At 40.9% G+C, this 24,477-nt stretch carries 28 protein-coding genes and 1 tRNA gene; 23 read left to right on the top strand and 6 right to left on the bottom strand.

What is annotated here, in order from left to right; translation table 11 throughout:
- Positions 1-15 precede the first annotated feature (15 nt).
- Positions 16-1,218 (top strand): chromate efflux transporter, encoded by a 1,203-nt coding sequence (gene chrA, locus ACM0OP_RS06235; protein WP_414527531.1) that lies wholly within the window; start codon positions 16-18, stop codon positions 1,216-1,218.
- Positions 1,219-1,239: 21 nt separating this feature from the next.
- Here chrA and ACM0OP_RS06240 read toward each other — a convergent pair whose 3' ends face one another.
- Positions 1,240-1,752, bottom strand: coding sequence for a phosphoribosyltransferase (locus tag ACM0OP_RS06240; RefSeq protein ID WP_414527532.1), 513 nt, complete (start codon positions 1,750-1,752; stop codon positions 1,240-1,242).
- A 54-nt stretch (positions 1,753-1,806) separates the two neighbouring features.
- On the opposite strand from ACM0OP_RS06240, the gene ACM0OP_RS06245 reads away from it, so the two are divergent.
- The 10 genes from ACM0OP_RS06245 (at position 1,807) to ACM0OP_RS06290 (ending at position 10,990) form a co-directional block, all read left to right on the top strand.
- Positions 1,807-3,264, top strand: a complete 1,458-nt coding sequence (locus ACM0OP_RS06245; RefSeq protein ID WP_414527533.1) for an MFS transporter — start codon at positions 1,807-1,809, stop codon at positions 3,262-3,264.
- Positions 3,265-3,363: 99 nt separating this feature from the next.
- On the top strand, positions 3,364-3,741 hold the full coding sequence (locus tag ACM0OP_RS06250; RefSeq protein WP_414527534.1) for a hypothetical protein: 378 nt from the start codon (positions 3,364-3,366) through the stop codon (positions 3,739-3,741).
- 159 nt (positions 3,742-3,900) lie between these two features.
- Positions 3,901-4,410 carry a hypothetical protein gene (locus tag ACM0OP_RS06255; protein WP_414527535.1) on the top strand — a complete coding sequence of 170 codons (510 nt, stop codon included), beginning with the start codon at positions 3,901-3,903 and terminating at the stop codon, positions 4,408-4,410.
- Between the two features lie 119 nt (positions 4,411-4,529).
- Positions 4,530-5,309, top strand: a complete 780-nt coding sequence (locus tag ACM0OP_RS06260; protein WP_414527536.1) for a photosystem II S4 domain protein — start codon at positions 4,530-4,532, stop codon at positions 5,307-5,309.
- A 136-nt stretch (positions 5,310-5,445) separates the two neighbouring features.
- A complete protein-coding gene (locus ACM0OP_RS06265; protein WP_414527537.1) occupies positions 5,446-6,570 on the top strand; it encodes a saccharopine dehydrogenase family protein in 1,125 nt (374 codons plus the stop codon).
- Between the two features lie 59 nt (positions 6,571-6,629).
- Positions 6,630-6,878, top strand: a complete 249-nt coding sequence (locus ACM0OP_RS06270) for a TIGR02450 family Trp-rich protein (RefSeq protein ID WP_414527538.1) — start codon at positions 6,630-6,632, stop codon at positions 6,876-6,878.
- Between the two features lie 519 nt (positions 6,879-7,397).
- Positions 7,398-8,264, top strand: coding sequence for a ferredoxin:protochlorophyllide reductase (ATP-dependent) iron-sulfur ATP-binding protein (gene bchL / locus ACM0OP_RS06275; protein ID WP_414527539.1), 867 nt, complete (start codon positions 7,398-7,400; stop codon positions 8,262-8,264).
- 29 nt (positions 8,265-8,293) lie between these two features.
- The gene (locus ACM0OP_RS06280; RefSeq protein ID WP_414527540.1) at positions 8,294-9,022 is read left to right on the top strand and encodes a DUF5331 domain-containing protein; all 729 of its coding nucleotides are present in this window, start codon (positions 8,294-8,296) and stop codon (positions 9,020-9,022) included.
- A gap of 119 nt (positions 9,023-9,141) precedes the next feature.
- Positions 9,142-10,551 (top strand): ferredoxin:protochlorophyllide reductase (ATP-dependent) subunit N, encoded by a 1,410-nt coding sequence (locus tag ACM0OP_RS06285; protein WP_414527541.1) that lies wholly within the window; start codon positions 9,142-9,144, stop codon positions 10,549-10,551.
- 145 nt (positions 10,552-10,696) lie between these two features.
- Complete coding sequence (locus ACM0OP_RS06290) at positions 10,697-10,990, top strand: hypothetical protein (protein ID WP_414527542.1); 294 nt, start codon at positions 10,697-10,699, stop codon at positions 10,988-10,990.
- 109 nt (positions 10,991-11,099) lie between these two features.
- Here ACM0OP_RS06290 and ACM0OP_RS06295 read toward each other — a convergent pair whose 3' ends face one another.
- The gene (locus tag ACM0OP_RS06295) at positions 11,100-11,288 is read right to left on the bottom strand and encodes a hypothetical protein (RefSeq protein ID WP_414527543.1); all 189 of its coding nucleotides are present in this window, start codon (positions 11,286-11,288) and stop codon (positions 11,100-11,102) included.
- Positions 11,289-11,684: 396 nt separating this feature from the next.
- On the opposite strand from ACM0OP_RS06295, the gene ACM0OP_RS06300 reads away from it, so the two are divergent.
- Positions 11,685-11,936 carry a type II toxin-antitoxin system Phd/YefM family antitoxin gene (locus ACM0OP_RS06300; RefSeq protein WP_414527544.1) on the top strand — a complete coding sequence of 84 codons (252 nt, stop codon included), beginning with the start codon at positions 11,685-11,687 and terminating at the stop codon, positions 11,934-11,936.
- A complete protein-coding gene (locus ACM0OP_RS06305; RefSeq protein ID WP_414527545.1) occupies positions 11,917-12,177 on the top strand; it encodes a Txe/YoeB family addiction module toxin in 261 nt (86 codons plus the stop codon). The genes ACM0OP_RS06300 and ACM0OP_RS06305 overlap by 20 nt, the downstream gene beginning before the upstream one ends.
- 138 nt (positions 12,178-12,315) lie before the next feature.
- Here ACM0OP_RS06305 and ACM0OP_RS06310 read toward each other — a convergent pair whose 3' ends face one another.
- Entirely contained in the window at positions 12,316-13,365 is a 1,050-nt protein-coding gene (locus ACM0OP_RS06310) for an anti-sigma factor antagonist (RefSeq protein ID WP_414527546.1), read from the bottom strand.
- Positions 13,366-13,575: 210 nt separating this feature from the next.
- Here ACM0OP_RS06310 and ACM0OP_RS06315 point away from each other — a divergent pair, with 210 nt between their 5' ends.
- The 3 genes from ACM0OP_RS06315 to ACM0OP_RS06325 all read left to right on the top strand — a co-directional run bounded on the left by ACM0OP_RS06315 (position 13,576) and on the right by ACM0OP_RS06325 (position 14,915).
- On the top strand, positions 13,576-14,373 hold the full coding sequence (locus tag ACM0OP_RS06315; protein ID WP_414527547.1) for a 7-carboxy-7-deazaguanine synthase QueE: 798 nt from the start codon (positions 13,576-13,578) through the stop codon (positions 14,371-14,373).
- A 186-nt stretch (positions 14,374-14,559) separates the two neighbouring features.
- Positions 14,560-14,856 (top strand): hypothetical protein, encoded by a 297-nt coding sequence (locus tag ACM0OP_RS06320; RefSeq protein WP_414527548.1) that lies wholly within the window; start codon positions 14,560-14,562, stop codon positions 14,854-14,856.
- Complete coding sequence (locus tag ACM0OP_RS06325) at positions 14,856-14,915, top strand: hypothetical protein (RefSeq protein WP_414527570.1); 60 nt, start codon at positions 14,856-14,858, stop codon at positions 14,913-14,915. The genes ACM0OP_RS06320 and ACM0OP_RS06325 overlap by 1 nt, the downstream gene beginning before the upstream one ends.
- 54 nt (positions 14,916-14,969) lie before the next feature.
- Here the strand turns inward: ACM0OP_RS06325 and ACM0OP_RS06330 are convergent, their stop codons facing one another.
- Positions 14,970-15,614, bottom strand: a complete 645-nt coding sequence (locus ACM0OP_RS06330) for a DUF3318 domain-containing protein (protein ID WP_414527549.1) — start codon at positions 15,612-15,614, stop codon at positions 14,970-14,972.
- A 1,123-nt stretch (positions 15,615-16,737) separates the two neighbouring features.
- On the opposite strand from ACM0OP_RS06330, the gene ACM0OP_RS06335 reads away from it, so the two are divergent.
- The 6 genes from ACM0OP_RS06335 (at position 16,738) to ACM0OP_RS06360 (ending at position 22,180) form a co-directional block, all read left to right on the top strand.
- Positions 16,738-18,009, top strand: a complete 1,272-nt coding sequence (locus ACM0OP_RS06335) for a WcaI family glycosyltransferase (protein WP_414527550.1) — start codon at positions 16,738-16,740, stop codon at positions 18,007-18,009.
- A 433-nt stretch (positions 18,010-18,442) separates the two neighbouring features.
- Positions 18,443-18,904 carry a ribosome silencing factor gene (rsfS, locus tag ACM0OP_RS06340; RefSeq protein WP_414527551.1) on the top strand — a complete coding sequence of 154 codons (462 nt, stop codon included), beginning with the start codon at positions 18,443-18,445 and terminating at the stop codon, positions 18,902-18,904.
- Complete coding sequence (locus ACM0OP_RS06345) at positions 18,901-19,401, top strand: CGLD27 family protein (RefSeq protein WP_414527552.1); 501 nt, start codon at positions 18,901-18,903, stop codon at positions 19,399-19,401. Before rsfS ends, ACM0OP_RS06345 begins: the two co-directional genes overlap by 4 nt.
- Before the next feature lie 157 nt (positions 19,402-19,558).
- Complete coding sequence (locus ACM0OP_RS06350; protein ID WP_414527553.1) at positions 19,559-20,512, top strand: asparaginase; 954 nt, start codon at positions 19,559-19,561, stop codon at positions 20,510-20,512.
- 48 nt (positions 20,513-20,560) lie between these two features.
- Positions 20,561-20,637: transfer RNA gene (locus ACM0OP_RS06355), tRNA-Met, on the top strand.
- Between the two features lie 100 nt (positions 20,638-20,737).
- Positions 20,738-22,180: a YcjF family protein gene (locus tag ACM0OP_RS06360; protein WP_414527554.1), complete on the top strand. Its 1,443-nt coding sequence runs from the start codon at positions 20,738-20,740 to the stop codon at positions 22,178-22,180.
- 114 nt (positions 22,181-22,294) lie between these two features.
- Here ACM0OP_RS06360 and ACM0OP_RS06365 read toward each other — a convergent pair whose 3' ends face one another.
- Both ACM0OP_RS06365 and ACM0OP_RS06370 read right to left on the bottom strand, forming a co-directional pair.
- Complete coding sequence (locus ACM0OP_RS06365) at positions 22,295-22,546, bottom strand: hypothetical protein (RefSeq protein WP_414527555.1); 252 nt, start codon at positions 22,544-22,546, stop codon at positions 22,295-22,297.
- Positions 22,547-22,584: 38 nt separating this feature from the next.
- Positions 22,585-23,109 carry a hypothetical protein gene (locus tag ACM0OP_RS06370; protein ID WP_414527556.1) on the bottom strand — a complete coding sequence of 175 codons (525 nt, stop codon included), beginning with the start codon at positions 23,107-23,109 and terminating at the stop codon, positions 22,585-22,587.
- A 111-nt stretch (positions 23,110-23,220) separates the two neighbouring features.
- On the opposite strand from ACM0OP_RS06370, the gene ACM0OP_RS06375 reads away from it, so the two are divergent.
- Positions 23,221-24,369, top strand: a complete 1,149-nt coding sequence (locus tag ACM0OP_RS06375; RefSeq protein ID WP_414527557.1) for a DNA cytosine methyltransferase — start codon at positions 23,221-23,223, stop codon at positions 24,367-24,369.
- Positions 24,370-24,477: the final 108 nt, after the last annotated feature.

The following is a 24,477-nucleotide window of genomic DNA, read 5'->3' on the forward strand; positions in this document are numbered from 1 at the left end:
TCGGCGGTTAATTTTATGCCTAGTTTATCCACCCGATTACTAGAACTCGCTCAAATTTTTCTCAAATTAGGGTTAATTGGCTTTGGTGGTCCTCAAGCTCACATTGCCATGATTAATGATGAAACTGTAGTGCGAAGAGGCTGGTTTACTCAAGAAGAATTTTTGGCAGGAGTCGCGGTTTGCGAGATGTTACCGGGGCCTGCTTCTACCCAGATGGGAATTTATACCGGATATTTGCGCGCGGGACAGTTGGGGGCTTTAGTGGCAGGTATTTGTTTTATTTTGCCTGCTTTTGTGATTATGCTCATTCTGTCTTGGGCATATTTTCGGTTTCAGGGGATACCGCAGATTGAACATTTGTTTTTGGGGATTACCCCGGTTGTGATCGCAATTATTTTTGGTTTTTGCTGGAAGTTGGCAAAACGGGCAATTACTGATGTTCAAGGTGTGGCGATCGCCATTTCTGTCCTACTTGTTACCTGGCTATTTCAAATCAATATCCTTTTGCAATTCCTCTTAGCCGGTCTGGTGGGGTTAATCCTCTACACTCCCTCAAATCGCACCAGTGGTTGGCTGGTTCCTGTGTTACCAATGATTCAGGTGCTACCGAAAACATTAGCTACTGTAACCACTGAAACCTTGGCAATGTCTACATTTTGGGGACTAGAACGGATTAATGAGTATTATGTGACTTTAACCTTGTTCTTCCTGAAAGTGGGTAGTTTCATCTTCGGCGGTGGGTTAGTAATTATTCCCTTACTGGAGTTGGAAGTAGTCAATCAATTTCAATGGTTAACCCGCAGCGAATTTATTGATGGTGTTGCTCTCGGTGAATTTACTCCGGGACCTGTGGTAATTACGGCTGCATTTGTGGGTTATAAAGTAGCTGGGGCTGTGGGAGCTTTAATTTCTACTGTAGCTATTTTTACGCCATCATTTTTATTTATTATGGGGGCTGCACCGCTTTTAGTTCGCATTCGTCAAAACCCCTGGATTCGCAGCTTTTTGAAAGGGGTAACTCCGGCGGTTCTGGGTGCGATCGCAGCTGCGGCTATTCCCCTAGCACAAACTGCTATTATTCAAGATACCTTGGGGCGTTCTCTCTTAGCCGTGATCATTGGGCTGATGGCTTTAGTTGCTCTAATCCGCTTCCAACGTCCCACATGGCAATTAGTCCCCATTGGTGCAATTATCGGCTTGATTTCTGGAAGTTTGTGAACATTTCCCAATCCCCAATCCTCAATCCCCAGTCCCCAGCTTTAGTTCTGCGGGATTCATATTTTCATAGTGTTCAAAGGGTTGATGAATCCAGGGGTTATCCGGTAAATAATCAACATAATAATCAGGTTTGATGGTAGAACAGGCTTTATACCACAGTACCGCCGTGCGAATTTCCTCAACGGCACAATTACCATTTTCCTGTAGCCAGGGTATACTTTGCTCTAGTGTAATTCCAGAATCTACCAAGTCATCAACTAGGAGAATGTGAGAACCTAACTTTTCGGTTGTCATTGTTAAGTGGCGAGAAAAGATTAAATTCCCTCTTGCTTGCTTACCAGGACCACTGTAAGAAGAGGTAGCTAAAATCGCTAAAGGCTGTTTATATATGCGGGAAATTATATCTCCGACTCGCATTCCTCCTCTAGCAAGACAAACAATCTGGTTGAACTCCCAGCCTGATTTATAGATCACAGCTGCTAGGTCTTCAATTTTTTGGTGATAATCTGACCAAGAAACGTAAAGATTTGACATAAAAAGGCTACTTTTAAGTAATAGTTAATTCAACTACAAACTTGTAATTTTAGTATGAGCATAAACGACGATGCTGTTGACGAGTTTCCCCAAATTAATCCAGAAAATCCTCAACTGGATTTGAAAACTAAACTGGCTTATGGTGCGGGAGATTTTGGACCCGCAATTACTGGCAATATTTCCATATTTTTCCTGCTGGTTTTCTTTACCAATGTGGCTGGGATTCCGGCTGGATTAGCTGGTAGCATTTTAATGATTGGTAAAATTTGGGATGCGATCAACGATCCGATTATTGGGATGTTGTCAGATAGAACCAAATCTCGTCGCTGGGGTCGTCGTTTACCTTGGATGTTTTACGGAGCAATTCCTTTTGGGATTATCTTTTTCTTGCAGTGGATCATACCGCCTTTTACTGCCAACCAGAGTAATAATATTTGGCCGTTGTTTTGGTATTACGTCGTAATTGGGTTACTCTCGCAAGTGATTTACACCGTTGTGAGTTTGCCTTATACAGCAATGACTCCAGAACTAACTCAAGATTATGATGAGCGGACTAATTTAAATAGTTTTCGCTTTGCTTTTTCCATTAGCGGTAGTATTTTATCGTTAGTTTTAGCAAAAATTATTTTTTCTATCATAGGCGATCGCCAGCAACAATATCTCGTATTAGCCGCCGTTTCTGCCGTAATTGCCGTTTTAGCATTATATATCTGTATTTTTGGCGTGCGCGATCGCATCTTGGCATTTGAAGCGAAACGTAACCAAATTGCACAACCTGCATCACTACCCTTCTTTCAACAATTAAAAATCGTCTTTAGCAATCGACCTTTTCTATTCGTCATTGGTATATATCTTTTCTCTTGGCTAGGTGTACAAGTTACAGCCACAACTCTGCCTTATTTTGTCGTCAACTGTATGGGTTTGACAGATGCAGATGTTCCCACCGTGATCATTGCAGTCCAAGGCACAGCCTTAATCATGTTATTTTTTTGGAGTGCTTTAAGCAAGAAAATTGGCAAAAAAGTAGTTTATTTTCTAGGGATGATCTCATGGATAATCGCCGCCGGTGGACTGTTTTTCCTCCAGCCTAGCCAACTAGTTTTAATGTATGTCATGGCCGTCATGGCTGGTGTGGGCGTGTCCACAGCTTATCTCATTCCTTGGTCACTGATTCCCGATGTCATTGATTTAGACGAATACAACACCGGACAACGCCGAGAAGGGATTTTTTATGGCTTTATGGTTTTGCTGCAAAAATTAGGTTTAGCTTTAGGTATATTTTTAGTAGGAAACGCTTTACAATCTGCCGGTTTCCAAGCCACTACAGCCGGACAACCTCTACCCATACAACCCGAATCCGCTTTATTTGCTATCCGCTTGAGTGTCGGTCCATTACCCACAATTTTCTTAATTTTAGGTCTATTCCTCACCTATTTTTACCCAATTACCCGTGAGATGCACGCCGAAATTATGATGAAACTAAAAGCACGTCGGGAAAATAGCGGTGTTTGAATGACTAGGGAAAGTCTCAATCAGTGAAAATCATTAAAATTCGACTACCATTCGACTACCATAGCTGAATATTAACATATTTGGATTTGTGAAAACTCTATGACTACAGTTACATCCCAAGAAATAGCCTTCTTTCGTTCTCAATTAGCAGACGACTCAAAAGCTATGGAAGCGCTGGATTTGATTGAGGATTGTGATGGCGATTTAGAAGATGCAGCCATGACTCTGGCTATTCGCGTCGGACAAGAACCAGGAATGACTAATTCTGAGTGGTTGGATGCTATGGCCAGAAAATGGCGCGCCGTCATTTGTGAACCAGAATATCGCGCAGATTTGCAGAATAACTCAGTATTGAGCATCATGGCACGTCTCCAAACTATACCCTCCTTTCCCCAAATTTTAGCCACGCCAGTTCTCATCTATATTCTCAAGCAAGGCATAAATGATTTTTGTCAGCCACTGGATGCACTCAAATGATATCTACCCCCAGAAAATGAGATAATAGGAAGATGCCCAAAATCATTCCCCATTCATCCTGTATATTTCTAAATCTCTGAAATTAGATACAAGATTAATTCCATCAGCACTGATACCCTGTTAATTAAGAACTTTTATCAGACAATTATTATTTAATCAATGAATTACGTTGTTGCCGTATTACCAGACCGCATTCAAGCCGAAGCCGCTTACCTAGCTCTAGAAGCTGAGGGGATTACAAGCACTATTCTCGGTCGGGGTTATAAAACTGCTGACGAGTTTGGTTTGGTTGACCCAAAAGAACAAGCTAAAAAGCAAGCAAAGCTAATGTCATACTGGCTTGTACCCTTTGGCTTTTTTGCAGGTTTTACTTTTAGCCTGATTACAGGTTTAAATACCTTTGCATGGGCGGGGGAAATTGGAAACCACATTGTCGGCGGTCTTCTGGGCGCTGGTAGTGGTGCTATGGGTAGTGTGTTTGTCGGTGGTGGTGTGGGCTTAATCCTCGGCGGTGGCGATGCTTTACCTTACCGCAATCGTCTAGAAATGGGTAAATATATAGTTGTTGTCCAAGTTTCTGAAGCCATAAGTCGGCAAGCAACCCGGATATTACGGAAATTTGAGCCAGAAAATATCCAAGGTTATGCTGATACATCTAATACTCAGTGATGTTTGATATTTTTCCGCCGGGGGGAGTCGGAAAAAGCCTTTTTGAGTTGTACTAAGTTGATCAGTGGCCAGTCCAGAGTACGCCAACAAAGATTAAATAGGAGTCCTATATTTAGATAATGTTGCCTAGAGAAGAACTGTTAAAAGGTGTCGAAAATCGAGATACTGTAGCTCGTGTGATTGATCAAGCAGAACAAGCAATTAAAACTTGGGAAGTAGTTTTTAGTGATTTTTTGTCTCCGCCGGAATTGGCAGAAGTTCGCCGGGTATTCAGTCGGTTAACAGATGTGGAATTAGTCTCCTGGGGCGGTTATCCCCAAGCAGAACGTCAAAGAATAGCGATCGCACGTTCGGAACTACCTCTAGATCAATCTCAAGTAGACCTCGTAGCTTTAGAAATTGCCGGAAATTTTCTCTTTGATACCGCCACTCACCGCGACTTTTTGGGCGCAATGCTGGGGACTGGAATTGTTCGAGAAAAGACAGGCGATCTGATTGTTTTGGGAGAAAGGGGAGCGCAAGCTATTGTCACCCCAGAGTTAGCAGAATTTTTGGAAATCAGTCTACAACAGGTGCGTTCTGTGCCTGTGAAAACTCAACGCATTGATATCAATGAGTTAAAAGTTAGGGAACCCAAAAAAAAGGAATTAACCACAGTGGAAGCATCTTTGCGGCTAGATGCGATCGCCTCGGCTGGTTTTGGGATGTCCCGTAGCAAAATGGTTAACTTTATCGAAAGTGGTGATGTTCGCGTTAACTGGAAAGATATTAATCAAGCTAGTTCCCAGGTCAAATCCGGCGACTTAATCGCTATTCGCGGTAAAGGACGTTTAGAAGTAGGAGAAATTGCTGTTACTAAAAAAGAACGTTATCGAGTTCAATTAACAAGATATATGTAAATATTACGGAAATTTAAGCCTATTTACTTGCAAATCTCAATTTTACAGTTGTTTTCGGGTAAATCGTACTGATAGCCGATGACAAAAATGACAAAAAGCTGCTCAACTAGAAGTTAGTGTTACCTATAGTGGAGTAATGACAGATCGTGTTTTGATACTGGGCGGACGAGGGCGAATCGGTAATAGTGTTGCGGCAGATATAGCCAACCACACTCAGGCACAAATTACTATTACTGGACGTTCTCCAGAGACAGGAAACAGCGTCAATCTACCATTGGCAAATAGAGTTGATTTTTTGGTGTTGGACTTGGCAGAAATTGATAAATTGACACAGGCGATCGCCAACTCTAATTTAGTTATCCATTGTGCCGGGCCATTTCACCACCGAGATGCTAATGTTCTCAAAATTTGCATTGAACAAGGTATTAACTATATAGATGTCAGCGACCATCGTTCCTATACCATCAAAGCCTTAAAATATCATGAACAAGCTGTTCAAGCAGGTGTAACAGCAATTATTAATACTGGCATATTTCCCGGCATTTCTAATAGCATGGTGCGTCAATGTGTAGAACAATTTGATCAACCAGAAAAAATACATTTAAGTTATTTAGTATCTGGTTCTGGTGGTGCAGGAGTTACAGTCATGCGCACAACTTTTTTAGGATTACAATATCCCTTTACAGCTTGGATAGATAGCAAATGGCAAAAAATCTTACCCTATACTCAAAGACAAATCATTGATTTTCCTTCTCCTTATGGCAGCAGTGGCGTTTACTGGTTTGATATGCCAGAAACCTATACCATTCCTCAAACCTTCCCATCAGTTAAAACTGTAGTTACCAAATTTGGTTCTATTCCCGACTTTTATAACCACCTGACTTGGATAACTGCACATATATTTCCTAAGTGGTTAATGCAGCGTCATTATATGATTGAATTTTTATCTCATGTCAGTTATTTTATGACAGATTTCACGAATAATTTTAGTGGCATTGGCGTAGCCGTACGTTCAGCAGTCACAGGTAAAAAAAATGGGCAAACATTTATTTACTGTTCTACATTAGTTCATGAAAATACAGCTTTGGCTTCTGGATGTGGTGCAGGTAGTATTGCTCAACTATTATTAGAAGGCAAACTCAAAAAACTAGGAGTTTCACCAGTAGAAGCAGCACTACCCACAAACTTATTTATCCCAGCTATGGAAAGCCGAGGTATGAAAATCAGTCAATCCATTACCCAAATTGATGATCAGGAATAATGGCTACCATAGCAAGCACTAGGATCTTGAAATCTCTCGTACTCAATTTTATCTTTTCCATGCCTAAAAAACAGAAATTTCCTCACTTAGTTGGTTCTAAGTGGACAACACACAAAAAAATAGATGGTTGGCGGCATTTTCAAGTAGTTAACCGCAAAAATCAGAGTAAGTGGGTTTATGCGGAAATGGTTGCTGCTTGTGATCCTAATGTCCGTTTTTGGTTAAATGCTAAATTGTTACAAGATAACTCTCAGTGGCAAGCTGGCTGGCAATCGCTACAGGAAATTGCTGGAATATCTGAAAATTAATAATTTATTACAAACAAATTACCAACATCGGAAAAGTATAAATTATTGAGTATTAATACTCAATAAAATTTATCAATTTGATCAATGTCCCGGCTAAATAAATTTAGGTGATCATTTTCAGCATTGCATAGAGCATCTATCTCTTCAAACTTCAAACTGCCTCAATTAGCTGTGTCTAACTCTGCCAAAGGGGAGTTGAAATGTCATAAAAATAGATACAAAAGTACATAGAGATCATTTTGTGTTTTGTAACTTTTTTATAAAAAAACATAATAAAACATTAAATAATAGTATTTTTATGAGAAATAAAGTATTTAAAGTATAAAAAAATGGCAATAAATCTTTCATAATCTTTAAGAATGCTAATAACTTTGTTTTTCATATTTAAACCCCCTTTCTTTTCTGTGTAATTTCGACAATAATTACAATCACATAGCTCACACATCGTCATCTGCGGCTAGGTGAAGGCAAAAGCTTGATCCACGAGTTTGACAAGAAATAATTTAGAGGCAAACAAAAGTGAAACTAGCAGTTTACGGAAAAGGTGGTATTGGTAAATCCACAACTAGCTGTAATATATCTGTCGCCCTAGCCAAACGCGGCAAAAAAGTTCTGCAAATTGGTTGTGATCCAAAACATGACAGCACTTTTACTCTCACAGGGTTTTTGATTCCGACAATTATCGACACCCTCCAAGAAAAGGACTACCACTATGAAGATGTTTGGCCAGAAGACGTAATTTATAAAGGCTATGGCGGTGTAGATTGCGTAGAGGCAGGTGGTCCACCAGCTGGTGCAGGCTGTGGAGGTTATGTAGTTGGCGAAACCGTAAAATTACTGAAAGAATTAAATGCTTTTGATGAGTATGATGTAATTTTATTTGATGTCTTGGGTGACGTTGTTTGTGGTGGTTTTGCAGCTCCCCTCAACTATGCTGATTACTGCATGATTGTGACTGACAATGGCTTTGATGCTTTGTTTGCTGCGAATCGGATTGCGGCTTCAGTTAGGGAAAAAGCCCGAACTCACCCCCTACGTTTGGCTGGTTTAATTGGCAACCGGACTTCTAAGCGTGATTTAATCGAGAAATACGTGGAATCCGTACCTATGCCAATTTTAGAAGTCTTACCTTTAATTGAAGATATCCGTATTTCCCGCGTTAAGGGTAAAACTTTATTTGAAATGGCAGAGCATGATCCTTCTCTGAGCTACGTTTGCGATTACTATCTGAGTATCGCTGACCAAATTCTGGCTCGTCCAGAAGGGGTTGTGCCTAACGACTCTCCAGATCGGGAATTGTTCTCTTTGTTGTCTGATTTTTATCTAAATCCGGGTAAACACGAGGTTCCTAATTCAGAAGAGGCACTAGACTTGATGATTGTATAACATCATCACTATTTAGGATGAGGAAAAATATGGCTTTCTTTAACAGCTTTACAGATTCGATCAGACAGAAGTGGTTGCAATTCTTTCAGTCCAACCGGGAATGGATTATCCTGCACATGAAAATAGAGTCTGTGTACACTCCTGATGGCGGAAAGCGACCACCTTCATACCTCATCCTTGGCGTTATTAATGCTCTAGAACCAAAATTAGCACAGTTAATGATGCCGTTTTCTCGGCTGAATGCTGATGCTGACACCCTGATTGAAGTGCTGGATTTGCATTTTGATCCAGATATTGCTCTTGGTAATAGTTTTATTCCTCCAGTGGTATCAGACGAGATTCATCAGTACGATTCCGGCGCGAGTCAGGATGAAAATATAGATGATGAAACTCTCGCAGTTTCCTATGGAAATGACTATGAGATCAATTCTGATGAGCAAAGTCTAGGATTCAGGGAATCTCAGTTAAGTGAAAATCACCTGGGTGATGAGTTCCATGACTCACTCGGTACGGAAGCAGATGCTTTTGGCGAAATTTCTTTTGATGCGCCGAATGCTGGGGCTGAAAATTTGCATGAGCCAATGCTGGATGATCTGAAGTATTCAGATGAAAACGCCTTTAAAGATGTGTTATCCGATGTCTGGGGTGATGAGACAGCATTGCAAAAAAATGAAGAAAATAACGATTTATTAGGGGAAGAACTGCCATCAGGAGTTTTTGATGAGTCAGAAATTGCCCGTCTCTTCCCCAACACTTAATTATTGCTGTTCCTGTTGAATATAGGCGCTGCTACAGGTATTGAGGGGGATGTCTGAATCTCCCCCTGTACCTACCCTACTTTCACCTGCTGTTAAATACCAAGGGGAAAAAAATTAACATGACTATCGCTCAACAACCAGAAGCTCTAAACTTTGAGTGCGAAACTGGAAATTACCACACCTTCTGCCCAATTAGCTGCGTGGCATGGTTGTATCAAAAAATTGAAGATAGCTTCTTTTTGGTAATTGGTACTAAGACTTGTGGCTATTTTCTCCAAAATGCGATGGGGGTAATGATTTTTGCTGAACCTCGCTATGCAATGGCAGAGTTGGAAGAGGGGGATATTTCGGCACAACTGAATGATTATGAGGAGTTAAAGCGGTTGTGCTTGCAAATTAAGCGCGATCGCAATCCTAGTGTGATTGTTTGGATTGGTACTTGCACTACAGAAATTATTAAAACTGATTTGGAAGGTTTAGCACCGAAGTTAGAATCAGATATTGGTATTCCTATCGTTGTCGCCCGTGCAAATGGTCTGGATTACGCCTTTACCCAGGGTGAAGACACTGTTTTGGCTGCAATGGCTCATCGTTGTCCTACTCATGCTCCTGCGGCGGAAACTGAAACGGAAAAGGGCGATCGCAACGCCATTCAAAAGCTGCTAAACTTCGGCAAGAAAAAAGAAGAAGTTATCCAAGATGAATCTGAGTATGTAGATCATCCACCTTTAGTTCTCTTTGGTTCTCTTCCTGATCCTGTGGTGACGCAGTTAACCTTGGAACTGAAGAAACAAGGAATTAGAGTTTCCGGCTGGCTACCTGCAAAACGCTTCACGGAATTGCCAGTAATTGAACAAGGGTATTATGTCGCTGGTGTCAACCCCTTCCTCAGTCGGACTGCGACTACCTTAATGCGTCGCCGCAAGTGTAAACTCATTGGCGCACCTTTCCCCATTGGCCCTGATGGAACTCGCGCCTGGGTAGAGAAAATTTGCTCTGTGTTTGGTATTACTCCCAAAGGTTTGGATGAACGGGAAGCCCAAATTTGGGAAAGCGTGGAAGATTACGTAAAATTGATTCGTGGTAAGTCTGTATTCTTCATGGGTGACAACTTGCTGGAAATCTCCCAAGCGCGGTTCTTGGTACGCTGTGGAATGACAGTGCAAGAAATCGGCATTCCCTACATGGATAAGCGCTATCAAGCTGCTGAGTTGGCGTTGTTAGAAAAGACTTGTCACGAAATGGGTGTACCTTTGCCCAGAATTGTGGAAAAGCCGGATAATTACAATCAACTGCAACGGATTTATGCATCTAAGCCTGATTTGGTAATTACTGGTATGGCTCATGCTAATCCTTTGGAAGCTAGAGGGATTAATACTAAGTGGTCTGTAGAGTTCACTTTTGCTCAAATTCACGGTTTTACTAATACCCGTGACATTCTGGAGTTGGTAACTCGTCCGTTACGTCGGAATACTAATTTGCAGGATATGGGTTGGGATAAGTTGGTGAAGGAAGAAGCGAAGATTTAGGTTTTAATCAACACTATAAATATGCTGAGGCGGACAAATGTTCGCCTTTTTTTTATCTTAGTAGGCGTAGTTCGTCGTTGCGATCGCGTTAATTCCAGGTAACTATGTTTTAGAATTATAATACAACCGATTACACCAAACAGAAATGATATCTATCAACCTAGATCGAGAAACAGAAATCTATCTAGCAGAAATTATTAATCAAGAGAATATTACCTCCGAAGAACTGCTAAAACAACTAATTTATCAACATTGGCAAACTATAAAACCTCGTGAAACCCTCGCTCAAAGACGAGGAAAACATCCAGAAAATCTACTACAAGATGCTGATCCTGATTTATCATTACGAGAAAATCGTAAAAACATCGTCGCAGAGCATATACAAAATCGTCATCAGAATCGAAAACAACCTTTTGAAAGAGTTTACTTGGAATTGTAAAGTTGATTCGTGATGATGATTAGGCGAACAAATGTTCGCCTTTTTTTAACGTTCGCGTAGCCCATACTACAGAGGAGAAGAGGATGCGGAGGAAGAGAGGGAAATTAATTCAAATAGCAGATTGTAAGTTTAGGGGTTGAGAGGGAATTATGTACATTAATTCTGCACTGTCTAGTTTAATTTCTGTAGATGGAGTTAATTTCAGCCAGTCATGGAAGCTGATTCCTAGTTGGGATACGGCTTGTATTTCTGTCTGGTAAGATTCAAATCGGCGACTGGTTTCAATCATCGATTCCATTATCTCAAATACTTGGGGAAGACGTTTGTAAGCTTCCTTTTCAAATCTCCCTACCCCCAATCCTGATCAAAGTTCCATCTGCCAACCCTTTCGCAATCCAATTTGTAAGCGCAAAAGTTACTGTAAGTGCTAAACTCATAATTTTTTATTCGTTGGTAAACCCTCAGCAGCGCGATATCCCGTGAAAAGCCGCAAATACTCGCGCTTTACTCAGTATTCCCAATTAAAGTTCTAATATCTCTAACTAGCGCCTTTCTCTGTGTTCTCTGCGCCTCTGTGGTATGCGCTACGCGAACGTTAAAAAGAGCGATAGCTACGCTTGCCAAAGGCATCGCTCAAACACCAAACCAATCAGATATAGTTAAATTAAAGAAAAAATGAAAATTCAGAATAATTATGCTTAGTGGAATTAAACAAAAGGCTATTGTCGGTAAAGATGGCAAAATTGAACTGTCTACCACCGAACTACCAGAAGGAACAGTGGTGGAAGTCATTGTGCTAGTTGAACCACCCACTGAGGAAGATGAAACTACCTATCTGATGAAATCAGAAGCTAACAAAACACATTTACTTAAAGCTTTGGAGAATGTAGAAAAAGGAAATTTGATATATGTTGATTTAGACGAATATGAAAAAGGTTGCATTTGAACCCGAAGCCTTTGAACAACTTGGTCAATGGGCGACAGAAGATAAAAGAATTTTCAAAAAAATATTGGCACTAATTAAAGATATACAAAGAGATGCTTTTACAGGAATAGGTAAGCCAGAAGCCCTAAAATATGAACTACAAGGTTACTGGTCAAGGCGTATTTCAGATGAACATCGATTAGTTTACAAAGTGGAAAAAGATTTATTAATTATTTTGTCCTCTAAATATCATTATGAATAATCAATGTTATTATTCTCACAATAATGCCTTCATAAATTAAGGTTAAAAAAGTCATACCCAAACTTATAAAAAGCTTGGGTATAAAAACACGGCAATTAAACGGCAGTTTACTAACCAATGAGAAATTAAACTCATTAACTAAACAGCACCACTATTTTTATTAAATAGAATCGCTATAGTTTTACAAATTAATTTCATATCGTATAATAAACTCCAATTTTTTTGATATTCTAAATCTAAACGAATTACATCCTCAAAACTGCGTACTGTAGAGCGGCCATTAACTTGCCATTCTCCACTCATACCTGGTTTAACGTCTAAACGTTGCCACTCCGGGACTTCATAGCGCTCGACTTCATCGGGTGTGGGTGGTCTAGTACCCACTAAACTCATGTCGCCTTTGAGGACGTTCCAAAATTGGGGTAATTCATCCAAACTGGTGCGCCGGAGAAATCGCCCTACCCGCGTGACTCTAGGATCTTTTTCGTTCTTGAAGAATGCACCTTGGACTTGATTTTTAACTAGGCATTTTTTCGCTTCAGCATCTACACACATGGAACGAAATTTCCAGATTTTAAACCGTTTTCCCATCCAACCGCAGCGAATTTGACCAAAGAAAATAGGGCCGGGATCATCAATTTGGATAGCCACTACGATGGGAATGAATAAAAATGCTGTAATTACTAAACCTACTAGTGCGCCAATAATATCTATGAACCGTTTCATCCAAGATGCTACAGAGGGATGAGTGGTGGGTAGTTGCTCTACTTTGCGAGAATTAGTTTTGTAAGTATCTGTGTATTTTTTAGCTTCTCTTGGGGAACAAGTGCTATTAGATTCAATGGTAAAAACTTGATCTAATCCTGTGAGGTTTAATACTGCCATCACTTGAGGGGTGACACTCCGCAAGGTCAAGGCAATCCCTTTTTTTTGGGCATTTTTCAAATTACTTACTAAAGCTCCCAAACCACTACTATCCATAAAAGTAGTTTGCTGAAAATCAATAATAATTTGCTTTGGAGGTAAGTGGTGTTGAGTTAAATCTTGGCAGGTCTGCTTAAAGCCTACTGCCTCAAGCACGCTTAACCGCGCTGGCACCTGCACTATTACAGTTTCCTGGAAGGAAGTAACGGGAAAGTCTTCCTGTGTGGGTTGGCTAGTCATGAAGCTTTGCACTTTCGTTGCCATGTAAATTTAAACTGCCAAAAATTATTTTATCCTGAGAATTTACTTAACCTCTGGCTGGCGTGACAGTTCATTGGTAGGCATAAACACTAATAGTAGTTACTTAGTTAGGATATGAGCAAATATTGCCCGCGAAGCTTCACAATAGAATGAGAAGTAAAAAACTATCTAATCTTTTGTGCCGATGCAGCGCGATCGCGTTGCTACTATCCCATGACTGTCAAAACTACGGTTCCACCTACAGCACGTCTCATTGAGGTCTTTTCTGCTATTCAAGGGGAAGGACTGAATGTCGGGACACGTCAACTTTTTATTCGCTTTGCTTTATGTGACTTGCGCTGCCACTTTTGTGATAGCGCTCACACTTGGAATGCACCCACTACTTGTCGGATAGAGCGATCGCCTGGATTGCGCGATTTTGAGATTTACTCTAATCCTGTCCCACTACCCATATTACTCCAATGGGTTAAAAGGCAAAACCTACCTTGTCTACACGATAGCATTAGCTTAACTGGCGGCGAACCCCTTCTTCATGCAGCTTTCTTAAAGGAATTTCTCCCCCAAGTGCGATCGCTTACCAATTTACCAATATATCTAGAATCTGGAGGACATCGGCCAGAACAGTTAGCGATGATTTTACCCTACCTTGACTCTGTGGGCATGGATTTAAAACTGCCCAGTGTGAGTGGTGAAAGTCTTTGGGAAGAACATACGAAATTTTTACAATTATCTTTTGATGCACGTTTAACAACTTTTGTCAAGATAATTATTGCTAAGGATACAGATTCAGCAGAGTTAGAGCGTTCAGCCGCAATAGTGGCAGATATTAGCCCAGATATTCCCATATTTTTACAACCTGTTACACCTCTACCAGTTTCTCAACAACTGACTGAAACACCTGTACTAGCACCTACGCCACAACAGGTCTTGATGTGGCAAGCTTTAATGAAGCAGTTTGTACCACAAGTCCGGGTAATACCCCAAACTCACAAAATGTTGAATCAGCTGTAATCATCCAGAGCTTAACTGTTGATTAACCTAATTTTAATGCAGGGAACTGAAACTCAGTAAATTCACCGTTTTTCCGGTATTTACATGATTTACCCAAAAAGTTGGATTTCTGGATTAAGTCTGTCATTAATCACCAGCGTAGTTAGTATTACGGCATCTTTAACTCCCGCATAGGCTATTTCTTTTGTGAATAGCTTCACCATTCCTGGTGAGAGTACAGATTTCAGAAAGACTGATATTTCCGACCCGAATATCAATCGCCTCGCGTTTATCTCGGATTTATATTACGATCGCCAAAGTAATTTATATTATGGTGTAGGCGATCGCGGTCCTGGAGGCGGTATCATCTCCTACGATACGCGAGTCCAAAAATTCTCCCTAGATGTTGACCCCAACACAGGTCTTTTAGAGCTAGTAGTGAAGAATTACAAGGCTTTGTTACAGCTACACAAGTTCCCGAACCAACAGCTAGTGCAGGACTAATTTTGCTAGGCTTAAGCGCTTTTTGGCTCAAGCAGAAATCTCAAGTGATTAAAGATTAATTGAATATTATTTGGGGTTGGGAACTACCCAACCCACCGCATGACTGGGTGATTCTAGAATCCAGGTTCATCTGTAGTCCGAGACTTAGCTTTAGCTTTGTTGGCGCTGCGTTTGAGGGCAGAAAGTCTGGCTTCGTAACGAGACCGTTGGCGCTTGCTAGGTGTATTATCAATCATTGTTTTCAACGCACTACCAAGGCTCTTGTAGGCGTTAGGAAGACTATAACCAAAGCGTGTTGCTAAAGCTATGGCTTTCTCGTCCGCAACTAGTAATTCTCTAATTTGCTTTTCGCCATTATTCTTTTGATACAAGCGCCAGCCAGACACACCACATAATGCCAAAGCTAATACCAGCAATAATCCATCCTGCACCCATAGCTCACCCACAGCACCACCTAAACCAATAGCTAATGCTGCCATTTCCCAACCATCTTTGGGAATACTATCATTTTGAATGCGAGCCACTTCATGCCAGAATAAGAGATTACGCTGATCCATCGCCAGAGCATCCCATTTCACCAAGTCAATTTGAATTTCTACTTGGTCTTTACCAATCTCTTCGCAACGGATCATCGGTGGATTAACCTCGGTGGTACCTTCAACCGTGACCCAGCTCTGCAATTCTGGCGGTAGTAGACCTTTTAACCGCCGGAGTTCACTCATTTCTGCTTTGGCAAAGGAGGTTGCGTAGGATGTCATAAAATCCAGCCCTAGAAAACTTCAGTATATAGTGAAGGTATTACTTTGGAGTATAGCTATTTCAGTGATGATTCGCCTGACTCGTGGTTGACACTCCCGGTTGCAAACTGCACATCATTATACTCCGATTCAGGAGGCTATCTTATCTATAGAGCGATCGCCCTACCATTGTTTTGTGCCATTACTATGATTTTTGAACCTCACACGACTCAAAGTCCCGTGATTACTGCTTCAACCATCTCCGCCTGAATTGCTCCAGGACTTACAAGTTCTCCACAGACGTTTCAAGCCTCCGGCGCACCGACGGCGATTTTTAAACAAGTACCTAAAAATTCTAAGTATGTTTAACCTCTGTACCTTAAAGATTTTACCCACTAGAGGAGCGATAAAAATACCTATTTCCTAGTGGAACCCCATATCTTTAGTTGTCGTGGTTCAGATTTAGCTTGGTTTTCGCTATATGGTAATTTTAACAGAATAGATCGCGCCTAACTCGTGACTTCCAGTGATGAGTGTGGAGCTTGAAGACATCAAATCTTCATAGTTGGTAGTACCTATACTCAAATTCCGGAAAATACTCGATAAACACAAACTAGCCTAGACTGGAATCAGAGTTTATTATACTTCTATACAAGTTGTCAATTTATGCCAGCTTTACTCAGTGCTTACGTATATACTTAATCTAGGAAAGCTCACCTATAGTACCTTAAGTTTATCCATCCACATTGCTATTCAACCAGCCATTAAGTGATTTTTTGAGATGCTCAGAATACCAAGGAAAATCAGCCTAAAAGTTGACTGGATATTTTGAGATTATGCCTAATTTTTGATGAATCAATCCCGAAAATGTATTCTACACATAATTAGCAATTATAATACTTAATAATAATAAGAATAAGCAGCAACTATACATTTTATACGCGCTTAATAGTGATAAAAAACACACCATCCCTGATACTTAAGTAGCTGATATAAAATTTACTAAATCTTCAATGAAAAACCCTGTTATTCCACAAGTTATGAAGAGAAAATTAAATGTAGCACCATAAACGTGAGAAAGAGTGATTTTCTTGAAAATATTCTCATGAACCACAAGAACCAGGAAACTTATAAATAAACTTTTATGCGGATTTTAATCTATTCCTATAACTACTATCCAGAACCCATTGGCATAGCCCCTCTGATGACAGAACTAGCGGAAGGATTGGCCAAACGTGGGCATACAGTGCGGGTAATCACAGCTATGCCTAACTATCCAGAACGTCAAATTTATGAGGGCTACCGGGGTAAGTGGTATTTGAATGAATATAAAAATAATGTTCACATCCAACGCAGTTATATTTGGATTCGCCCCCAACCCAATTTGTTGGATCGAGTATTGCTAGATGCTAGTTTTGTGGTAACAAGCTTTTTACCCGCTCTATTTGGCTGGCGACCGGATGTGATTCTCTCAACTTCACCATCTCTACCTGTTTGTGTGCCGGCTGCTCTGCTCGGATGGTTACGCGCCTGTCCTGTGGTGTTAAATCTTCAAGATATATTACCAGAAGCTGCAATTCATGTGGGATTGCTGAAAAATAAATTTCTGATCAAGGTATTTGCTGCATTAGAAAAGTTTGCCTATCACACAGCCTCAAAAATTAGCGTTATTGCGGATGGATTTGTGGAAAATTTAATATCTAAGGGGGTAAAACCTGAAAAGATTGAGCAAATACCTAATTGGGTTGATGTCAATTTTATTCGCCCTTCATCCCCAAACAATAATGCTTTTCGGGCAGCACATGATCTCGATGGTAAATTTGTCGCCCTCTATTCTGGTAATATTGGTCTCACACAAGGCTTAGAAACGGTCATTCAAGCCGCTTCTGTGTTGCGCCACATTCAAGATATCGTCTTTGTGATCGTTGGTGAGTCCAATGGATTGCAACGACTACAGCAGTATTGTTTGGACTGTGGTGCAGATAATGTTTTACTGTTACCGCTTCAACCCCGGAAAAAATTACCACAAATGTTAGCAGCTGCGGATGTGGGCTTAGTAGTGCAGAAGCAGAATGTGGTTTCTTTCAATATGCCATCAAAAATTCAATTGTTACTAGCCAGTGGTCGGGCTTTAGTCGCCTCTGTACCGGAAAGTGGCACAGCGGCAAAAGCTATCAGGGAAAGTGGTGGGGGCGTTATTGTACCTCCAGAAAACTCCCACGCTTTAGCTCAGGCTATTGTGGACTTATACCAGCATCCCAAAAAAGTGAAGGATTTAGGTATCAAAAGTCGTCAATATGCTATGGAACAATATGCCTTTGAACAAGCTTTAAATCAGTATGAAGATTTATTTGAATCATTGATTGCTAGTAGTTCAAAACTCGCCCCTGGAATAGTTAGAAAGCAGGAAGTTTAATAATCTGTTGATTATGAGCAAGGATCAGGACATTCTTGGTTCCTTGACACTCTCCGGGAGCCAAGCCACGGAGATTCTTGGTTCAATGAGTCCACTCTTCCGAAGGGGCGTATTGCAATAAGCCCGTACAATAATGGTCGTCGAACAGTTGGGAAAGGATAGAGGTAGGGAAAAATCTTACCATTGTATACAAATATTGAGGATGGGGCGGATTGTCTAGAAGTAGGTGAACAGATGAAAGGTTCGCTAGAAAAGGATTACTTGATTTTTATCAGCACAAAATCCGTCGGCCATGAGTTTTGACTGAATCCCAAAAACAGTCGTTTTTTTGTTAGTATTCAAACAAACCAACACATACACTTGCGATGCAATTTGTTTGTAAGTCAGTGATTGGAGAAAATTGTAACACAAGGGATAAAACACCTGAGGTTTAATGTCTGATTATTTCCAAGGAAATTTCCCATTACAGTCCGTTTCGGAGATCAAGAATACACTCGGAGGACTAAGGGACCAAACCAAAGAGGTGAGTGATAATCTGGCTGTGACTGTAGCCGCAGCAGCTTCTGACCGGAAAGCGGATGATATTTTAGTGCTGAAGGTAGGAGATGTATCTTATCTGGCAGATTACTTTGTGATCATGACCGGTTACTCTAGGGTTCAAGTGAGGGCGATCGCCCAATCAATTGAAGCGCAAGTTGAAAGTGATTGGCAACGACGACCTCTGCAAACAGAAGGAAAAGCCGATAGTAGCTGGGTGCTGCTCGATTACGGTGAAGTGATTGTTCACATCATGATGCCAACAGAGAGAGAATTTTATAATTTAGAAGCATTCTGGTCTCATGCAGAACGGATCTCCCTGGCAAATTCTGATGAGGGTGGGGGTAAGCCAAAATGATCAGACCTTCGGTTGTCAATTGCCCAGTTCCCATAGAGCAACAACCTCTGAATGAATACGAAGAATTAAAAACATCCTGGCTGTTTTGCGATTGCATCTTGAATTGGCAAGACTACATCACAAAAATCCTTTGGATTTGGAGTTTATCGTGGCTGGTGGCGGGTCCAGTAGCAGCAGCTAGTTTCCCCCCACAGAAGCAACTGGTTCACTTTATTCTCTGTGGCGCAGCCGGGGCGAGTTTAGGGGTGGTTTTGGTACTAGTAAGGTTATTTTTGGGATGGCTCTATGTACGCGATCGCCTCTACAACACTACCGTATTCTATGAAGAGTCTGGTTGGTACGATGGCCAAACTTGGACAAAACCGGAGGAAGTGATCACACGCGATCGCCTGATTGTAACTTATGAAATCAAACCCATTCTCCAGCGCTTAAAATTTACCTCTGCTGGCTTGGCGGGAATGTTTCTTATTGGTACTATAGTTTGGCAATTGTCATAAATCTTCATTGGTGTTAAGTAATTAACAACTAATCACTAATGAAAACCGCTACCTCCAAAATCAATTATATTTTTTTCGGTTGTTTCGCGGTGATGCACGGTGGTTTTATTGCTGCCGTGCTGTACTAATTAATAAAAAAGGTAATAAATTTTAACCCATGACAATGGGAAAACGCACTCAATCTAAACCTCTGGAAGTCCGGCTACTGCGAGAAGGGATTATTGAATCCCGGCATATAGTCGAGGCTGTAATCTGCGACGAACGGGGACGGGTTCTATCCGTTGCTGGCAATTCTGAAACTGCGGCCTTTGTCCGTTCAGCACTCAAACCGTTTCAGGCACTGGCTGTCACCACCACCGGCACACTGGAACGCTATAAATTGAGCGATCGCGACTTAGCCATAATTACCAGCTCCCACAAAGGCACTATTGAACAGGTAAGACAAGCATTTAATATCCTTTGGCGTGCCGACCTAGACCCGACAGCACTGCAATGTCCGATTCCGGAAGGGAAAAAAAGCGCCCTGGAATATAATTGCTCCGGTAAACACGCCGGAATGTTAGCTGTTTGTCAACAACGACATTGGCCGATAAACAACTATTTACAACGTAAGCACCCATTACAGCAGTTGATTTTGGGCAAAGTTGCCGAATTGTTGCGAATGCCAGCCGAGGAATTTCTCAGCGCTCACGACGACTGCGGCGCACCCACCTATCTGATGCAAATCAGTCAGATGGCATCTTTGTATGCTCTCTTAGCCTCTAGTAGCAACGTTGATATGGAGCGCATTGTCCGTGCTATGACTCATCATGCGGCTATGGTAGCAGGAGAAGGCGAATTTGACACAGAACTCATGCGTTTAGCTCCAGGAGAACTAGTAAGTAAATCTGGTGCCGAAGGCGTGCAATGTATTGGCCGACTCGGTGAAGGTATGGGATTGACCATTAAAGTCATGGATGGAGCCAAACGCGCTAAATATGCCGTAGCCATTCACTTGCTCCAGCAGATGGGTTGGATTAGTCCCAGCGCCGCAGACAGCCTCTCAGAAAAGTTTATGACCTTGGGAAAATACAAGCGTTTAGAGGTAATTGGAGAATTATCACTTTTATAGTTGCCAAACTTGAGACTTTGTGGTTATACTATAGAAGTCAAGAGGCGACGCGGGATAGAGCAGTCTGGTAGCTCGTCGGGCTCATAACCCGAAGGTCAGTGGTTCAAATCCACTTCCCGCCACCAAATAAAAGATAAAATAAAACCCTAAACTATTAAAAGTTCGGGGTTTTGTTTTATTTTGATCTATTCTGAAAGAGAAACTTGACGAAAAGCGCGGAGAATCATGGTTGTGAAGTTGCAGCGACCGATTTTGGTGGGAGGATTGGGACTATCCTTTTCCCTGTGGATATTACAAAGCTGGCATGATTCCATAGTGCAGCTGAGTGAGTTTGGTTTATTTAGTGCTTTGGCTGTGGGTGGTGGTTTGTGGTTATTCCAGAAAAATCGCCCGAAAAATAGTTTAGAGGCACTAAATGGTATTGTTGTAGATCGAGCCATGGCCGAAAGTGCGATCGCCACAACAGAAACCGTAATTAACCAACTGGCAATAGAAGCAGAAAACCACATAGCCTTAGAGACATTACGAGCAAAAGTTGCCCAATTGCTCCTGGAATTAGACAGACAAGAAATTACAGTGGCTGTGACTGGTGGTAAATCTGTGGGTAAAAGCACTTTAATTCAAGTGCTGGAGTCTAGCAGTTGGCAAGAAACACAGCCAAAAGTCAACTTTTGGGAAACCCCAGCTTTGTTTAGAGAAGCGGGTGAAAACTCAGATGCGGCTGTTTTAGCAGCAGTGCAAAAATCAGATTTTGTGCTGTTCCTGACTAACGGTGATTTGACAGACTCGGAATTTCAAAGCTTACAGCAGTTAAAAGCCGCAAATCAGCCGGCTGTTTTAGTTTTCAACAAACAAGACCAGTATTTAGCTGATGAACGTGCTACTGTTTTACTGTCATTAAAGCAGCGCATAGCGGAAAATGTAGTTGCAACGTCGGCTTCTCCCATTCCTCTTAAAGTTCGGAAGCATGAAGCTGATGGTATTGTGCAGGAATGGATGGAACAACCAGCCGCAGATATCCAGCAATTAACAGACCAATTAAGTGAAGTTCTGGCAGAGAATGGACAACAACTGGTGTGGACAACTACTTTCAGAACAGCCAAATTATTGAAAGCTGAAGCGAAAAACTGGCTAAATCAAACTAGATGCGATCGCGCCACCCCAATTATTGAACAATATCAATGGATAACTGCGGGTGCTGCTTTTGCTAACCCAGTTCCAGCGCTGGATCTTCTCGCCACTGCGGCAATTAATGCTCAGATGGTCATGGATTTAGGTAATATCTATCAGCAGAAGTTTTCTTGGGAACAGGCGCAAACTGTAGCCGGAACAATGGGAAGTTTGATGTTGAAACTGGGTTTAGTAGAACTTTCCACAAAAGCCGTAAGTATTGTTCTCAAAAGTAACGCCGTCACCTTCGTTGCGGGTGGTGTAGTGCAGGGTGTCAGTGCAGCTTATCTTACCAGAGTAGCTGGTTTAAGTTTAGTGGAATATTTTGCACAACAGGAAATAGCGCTAGATTCGGGAAACGCCTTGAATTTAGACAAATTGCGGCAAACTTTGCAAAACGTCTTTCAGCGAAACCAGCAAATGGGTTTTTTGCCAGAGTTTGTTCAGCAAGGCGTGAAGCGTTTATTACCCCAATCACAACCTGAAACTGTAGGATAATTTCGTGCAAAGCCGTTAAGACGCATAATACAAACTTTGCGCCTACCCTTCCCTTCGGGACGCTCCGCGAACGGGAACGGCTTCGCCGAATGCGCCTTTGCGTGAGAATAATCTTTAGAAAAAATCTAAATCATTATGAAAATATCCAGCACCTACAAATGCAGGAGTAGCCGCAGCTTGTTTTTTAATCAGTTCTAGCAAGGTATTATTACAGCGCTCTGCCATTTCTGGATATTTATTCGCTATCCATTCCAAATCTGTAAATACACAAGGGTCACTAATATCAAAACCAATCTTAATTAGGTCTTCAGTTTGTTTTAAAGCTAAATTAAAAATACCGTCCAAATCTACAAATTGTTCAGACATAATCTAAATCATCCTCAATGCATGGCTTAAATTGACAATTACTCTTGTTGTGCTAACTGATTAATATAGGCGATAATTTCATCTTTACTTATTATAGCTGCTGGTGGTACAAGCCAACTAGGATAAACGTATACTGTACGACCTAACTGACTGGTTTTGCGTTTGTCTACAACAGTTCCCCATCTGTCAGGAGAAATAAACCAACGAGTACTTAATCTACTAGGAGGAATAGCACCCCAAGCCATTCCACTTGCTAAACAATACCAAATAATAGCAGATGGTGGCTTAACCCATTGTTTGCTTTCTACTTCTCCACACATCCAACCTTTATAACCAATCGGCAAAATACGATAATTTTCTATTCTACCTGAAACACCCTTAACGGATATCCAAAATAGCTTACGTTGATTATCGTTACTATACACAGGAATATCTTCATCAGTACCAAATTCGGTAATTACAGATTCTCCAGGATTAATGCCGCGATTTATTAAACCTTTACGAACTATTTCAACTGCTCGTTTTCCTTCTGATAAAAACTTTTCCCATTCAGATGAGGACATAATAATATAAATACAACTATCTCAAAGTAAATAATATAGCCTAAGATATTAAGATAACATAATAATATCTGCTACAATCTAATATTATTAGATAATGTATTCGATTTGTTAATGATTTTTTCCCATTGTATTTTTTCCTTTTTTTCTGGCTCAGGCTTTCTTGATTTAGGCTTTGAAAATAGTGGTTTTAATATTGTCTACGTCAATGAAATATTTAAACCATTCATGCAAGCATATCGCTATTCACGGGAAACACTGAAACTCCCAGAGCCAGAATATGGATATCACGATGGGGAAGCAGGAGATGTAAGCAAACTTATTGTAGGATTAGAAGCACAACGCTTTCAAGAATTAGTCAAAGATTGCCGCAAGTCTCATAATTTAATTGGTTTTATTGGTGGTCCCCCGTGTCCTGACTTTTCTGTTGGTGGCAAAAATAAAGGAAAATTAGGAGAGAATGGTAAACTTTCGGCTGACTATGTAGAATTAATTTGTCAAAATCTGCCAGATTTTTTTTTATTTGAAAATGTCAAAGGTTTATGGCGGACTAAAAAACACAGGTTATTTTTTGAGTATCTGAAGCAGAAGTTAAGCAAAGCTGGCTATATATTCACAGAACGGTTAGTTAATGCTATTGAATACGGTGTACCCCAGGATAGAGAAAGAATTATTCTGATTGGTTTTCGAGATAATTTAATTAAGGATATTGGCATTAATCACTTAATACCTGAAGCAGATTTTAATTGGCAAAAACAAATTTTATATCCTCAAGCACAGGTGTTTAATTACCCTTGGCAAAAATGCGAAATATTTCAAGAAAATTCTCTCAAATCTTGTCCTGAAGGTATACCAGAAAAACTAACAGTTGAATACTGGTTTAGACAAAATGATGTTTTGCATCATCCCAATGCTCAACATTATTTTAAACCCAGGGCAGGTATTGTCAAATTTGCGGTTGTTGATGAAGGAGATGTTTCTAAGAAGTCTTTTAAACGTCTGCATAGATGGCGTTATTCTCCTACAGTTTGCTATGGTAATAATGAAGTACATTTACATCCCTACCAATTGCGGCGAATTTCTGTAGCGGAAGCTTTAGCTCTTCAATCTTTACCTGCAAATTTTGTACTTCCAGAGGATATGTCACTGACTAATATGTTTAAAACTATTGGTAATGGTGTGCCTTATTTGGCATCAAAGGCATTAGCTGAAACTATTCTCGATTTTTTAGATAGACTTGTTTTGCCTGATGCGATCGCCTAACCTGATCTTAAACTCTGATACATAATCTTCAGGTACTTACAAACCCCACCTCTCCCGGCTTCCGGTTCCCTTACTGACTCGTTGAAGAGATTATTTTCACGATCAAGT

It is taken from the genome of Nodularia chucula CCY0103 (assembly GCF_963923915.1).
Taxonomy (GTDB): domain Bacteria; phylum Cyanobacteriota; class Cyanobacteriia; order Cyanobacteriales; family Nostocaceae; genus Nodularia; species Nodularia chucula.

What these genes read in the sequence shown, in the direction of transcription:
- chrA (WP_414527531.1), top strand. Translation starts at nt 16, where the DNA reads ATGCCTAGTTTATCCACCCGATTACTAGAACTCGCTCAAATTTTTCTC.
- ACM0OP_RS06240 (WP_414527532.1), bottom strand. Translation starts at nt 1,752, where the DNA reads ATGTCAAATCTTTACGTTTCTTGGTCAGATTATCACCAAAAAATTGAA.
- ACM0OP_RS06245 (WP_414527533.1), top strand. Translation starts at nt 1,807, where the DNA reads ATGAGCATAAACGACGATGCTGTTGACGAGTTTCCCCAAATTAATCCA.
- ACM0OP_RS06250 (WP_414527534.1), top strand. Translation starts at nt 3,364, where the DNA reads ATGACTACAGTTACATCCCAAGAAATAGCCTTCTTTCGTTCTCAATTA.
- ACM0OP_RS06255 (WP_414527535.1), top strand. Translation starts at nt 3,901, where the DNA reads ATGAATTACGTTGTTGCCGTATTACCAGACCGCATTCAAGCCGAAGCC.
- ACM0OP_RS06260 (WP_414527536.1), top strand. Translation starts at nt 4,530, where the DNA reads ATGTTGCCTAGAGAAGAACTGTTAAAAGGTGTCGAAAATCGAGATACT.
- ACM0OP_RS06265 (WP_414527537.1), top strand. Translation starts at nt 5,446, where the DNA reads ATGACAGATCGTGTTTTGATACTGGGCGGACGAGGGCGAATCGGTAAT.
- ACM0OP_RS06270 (WP_414527538.1), top strand. Translation starts at nt 6,630, where the DNA reads ATGCCTAAAAAACAGAAATTTCCTCACTTAGTTGGTTCTAAGTGGACA.
- ACM0OP_RS06280 (WP_414527540.1), top strand. Translation starts at nt 8,294, where the DNA reads ATGGCTTTCTTTAACAGCTTTACAGATTCGATCAGACAGAAGTGGTTG.
- ACM0OP_RS06285 (WP_414527541.1), top strand. Translation starts at nt 9,142, where the DNA reads ATGACTATCGCTCAACAACCAGAAGCTCTAAACTTTGAGTGCGAAACT.
- ACM0OP_RS06290 (WP_414527542.1), top strand. Translation starts at nt 10,697, where the DNA reads ATGATATCTATCAACCTAGATCGAGAAACAGAAATCTATCTAGCAGAA.
- ACM0OP_RS06295 (WP_414527543.1), bottom strand. Translation starts at nt 11,288, where the DNA reads ATGGAATCGATGATTGAAACCAGTCGCCGATTTGAATCTTACCAGACA.
- ACM0OP_RS06300 (WP_414527544.1), top strand. Translation starts at nt 11,685, where the DNA reads ATGCTTAGTGGAATTAAACAAAAGGCTATTGTCGGTAAAGATGGCAAA.
- ACM0OP_RS06305 (WP_414527545.1), top strand. Translation starts at nt 11,917, where the DNA reads ATGAAAAAGGTTGCATTTGAACCCGAAGCCTTTGAACAACTTGGTCAA.
- ACM0OP_RS06310 (WP_414527546.1), bottom strand. Translation starts at nt 13,365, where the DNA reads ATGGCAACGAAAGTGCAAAGCTTCATGACTAGCCAACCCACACAGGAA.
- ACM0OP_RS06315 (WP_414527547.1), top strand. Translation starts at nt 13,576, where the DNA reads ATGACTGTCAAAACTACGGTTCCACCTACAGCACGTCTCATTGAGGTC.
- ACM0OP_RS06330 (WP_414527549.1), bottom strand. Translation starts at nt 15,614, where the DNA reads ATGACATCCTACGCAACCTCCTTTGCCAAAGCAGAAATGAGTGAACTC.
- ACM0OP_RS06335 (WP_414527550.1), top strand. Translation starts at nt 16,738, where the DNA reads ATGCGGATTTTAATCTATTCCTATAACTACTATCCAGAACCCATTGGC.
- rsfS (WP_414527551.1), top strand. Translation starts at nt 18,443, where the DNA reads ATGTCTGATTATTTCCAAGGAAATTTCCCATTACAGTCCGTTTCGGAG.
- ACM0OP_RS06345 (WP_414527552.1), top strand. Translation starts at nt 18,901, where the DNA reads ATGATCAGACCTTCGGTTGTCAATTGCCCAGTTCCCATAGAGCAACAA.
- ACM0OP_RS06350 (WP_414527553.1), top strand. Translation starts at nt 19,559, where the DNA reads ATGACAATGGGAAAACGCACTCAATCTAAACCTCTGGAAGTCCGGCTA.
- ACM0OP_RS06360 (WP_414527554.1), top strand. Translation starts at nt 20,738, where the DNA reads ATGGTTGTGAAGTTGCAGCGACCGATTTTGGTGGGAGGATTGGGACTA.
- ACM0OP_RS06365 (WP_414527555.1), bottom strand. Translation starts at nt 22,546, where the DNA reads ATGTCTGAACAATTTGTAGATTTGGACGGTATTTTTAATTTAGCTTTA.
- ACM0OP_RS06370 (WP_414527556.1), bottom strand. Translation starts at nt 23,109, where the DNA reads ATGTCCTCATCTGAATGGGAAAAGTTTTTATCAGAAGGAAAACGAGCA.
- ACM0OP_RS06375 (WP_414527557.1), top strand. Translation starts at nt 23,221, where the DNA reads ATGATTTTTTCCCATTGTATTTTTTCCTTTTTTTCTGGCTCAGGCTTT.